Raw genomic sequence first — 1,962 nt, forward strand, 5'->3', positions numbered from 1 at the left:
TTGAAGTAGAAGCAAAAGTGCCAAGCGTTGAGAATCCCTCTTAAATTGCTTGTTATGTACGTACTCAAAGGGATGCTCCATCTATTTTAACGATTGGAATTTGACTGATATTTAATCCACTAAGACAACGAGCATTTACAGCCCAACCAGTAAATGGGATTTTGCCTGCCTCGATTTCAGCTTTGGTCAATTGGCTAGGTTTACGAAACGGCAGAATACCGCATTTAGGGCAAAAGTAGTCTTCTGCGGTCTCACTACCCCATTGGTATAAAACTGCATTTTCTAGGGGAGTTAGAACCGTCAAATTCTCTGCTGGCACTCTAAAATTTAGCGCACCTCTACGGATACAGATGGAACAATTACACTCTCGAAGATGGTCAATATCGGCTAAAACTTCGAATTTAATGAGACCACAGTGACATGAACCGGAATACGTTTTTGACATCCTACCTCCTTAGTACATAACGCCGCGTTAAGTGGTGAGCAACGCTACCACTGCACTCAAGACATTATGCCATAAACACTGATGCATATCTTTGAGCTGAAGCCGCCGAGCGTTGGGAATCCGTCTTAAACGCTTTGTTATGTTCGTAATTTACAGCGTGAGCCTAACTTCAAAAGCCACAGATTCAGAGGAAGTAATAGGACGCCACCAACTGCCCATAAAGCATCATGCAGATAAGGTAAAGCAACTCCACCTTTTAGCAGATTCAGCCCAAAGACTACTTCCAACAACCCACCAATCAACAGAAGAACGAAATACAAAGGGATATATATTACCGAGACTATCCATTGAAATATTTCTATTGAAATCATGTCATTATGAAGAGAATATGCCAAAGAAGCTTGAACAGATGAAGCGATGAAAGCAACTAATATCATTCCTTGATTTCTCATTTTTCACCTTAGAACATAACGCCGCATTAAGGTGTGAGCAGCGCTTGGCTATACTTGAGCGAAGCGAAAGCGCCAAGCGTTGCGAATCACTCTTAAATGCTTTGTTATACAAATGGTTAATTGGATTGTGCTGTCTCTTTAAAGACTAGATTAAGCGGTTTAGCTAAAGAGTAAATCCACAAACCAAATGCTACAAAGCACCACATAAACAATGCTAGGAAAAAACTAAATATTGGCCACATCGCTAATGCTAGTAACAGACCTGACACCCCTGTTACTGGTGTTTCTTCCCACTTTACAGTCTCCGCACCGAATATGGATGCGATGCCACACATTAAAAAGAAAACAAAGAAGCTTAGGCTAAAGCCGATAAAGAGCATTTTGAAAAGAGACCTTTTCGATATTTTCTTAACTGTAATTTCCATTTTCATCCCTGTATTTGTATAACGCCGCGTTAAGGTGCGACAAACAAGTGTGCCATACTTGAGTGAAGCGAAAACGGCACGCGTTTGGAGTCACTCTTAAACGCCTTGTTATGTGCACACACTTGGCTCTTTCGACAAACTATCAATTAAGCTATCTATTTTGTCACAATTCAATTCTGGTAAGTGATTGCTACAATGATTTCGAATCAAAGGTAATAAGTATTCATTAGCTTTATTTGGTGATGTTCTACTAAGCTCTTTATGTGCGAGAAGCGATGTCGTAAACACCTCCTCTAAAGTCTCTATTGACTGCTTCGAAACATCGCTAGCGAACATTGCGTTCAAAATTAGAGCATGAATTACCTCTTTTTTATCTTCACCTTTCAGTTTGCATAACGTGTGATTTATAGATGCATTTGAGACTTTAATAAGAGTTTCAGCGGCATTCGTATTATGGTATCTAAATAGCTCATATTCTTCCTTTAAGCGTTTGTTATGCTTTTCATCTAAATCATTTAGAGTCATGGAAGCTAGATAATACATCCCACCAACACCGATAAGAAAACTAACTAGAGCTACTGAAATGTACTTAATCATATTGCACCTCCTGTGCACATAACGCTCTGCTAAGCGGCAAATA

4 protein-coding genes are annotated in these 1,962 nt (G+C 39.7%); all 4 read right to left on the bottom strand.

What is annotated here, in order from left to right; genetic code table 11:
• Positions 1–64 precede the first annotated feature (64 nt).
• The gene (locus A1QO_RS18235; protein ID WP_017039994.1) at positions 65–445 is read right to left on the bottom strand and encodes a GFA family protein; all 381 of its coding nucleotides are present in this window, start codon (positions 443–445) and stop codon (positions 65–67) included.
• Between the two features lie 137 nt (positions 446–582).
• Positions 583–897 carry a hypothetical protein gene (locus A1QO_RS18240; RefSeq protein ID WP_017041138.1) on the bottom strand — a complete coding sequence of 105 codons (315 nt, stop codon included), beginning with the start codon at positions 895–897 and terminating at the stop codon, positions 583–585.
• 116 nt (positions 898–1,013) lie between these two features.
• The gene (locus A1QO_RS18245; RefSeq protein ID WP_017038356.1) at positions 1,014–1,328 is read right to left on the bottom strand and encodes a hypothetical protein; all 315 of its coding nucleotides are present in this window, start codon (positions 1,326–1,328) and stop codon (positions 1,014–1,016) included.
• A gap of 102 nt (positions 1,329–1,430) precedes the next feature.
• Positions 1,431–1,962 (bottom strand): hypothetical protein (locus A1QO_RS18250; RefSeq protein WP_347230233.1); only part of this gene is annotated, 532 nt, incomplete at its 5' end.

Source organism: Vibrio genomosp. F10 str. ZF-129, assembly GCF_000287055.2.
Lineage (GTDB): Bacteria > Pseudomonadota > Gammaproteobacteria > Enterobacterales > Vibrionaceae > Vibrio.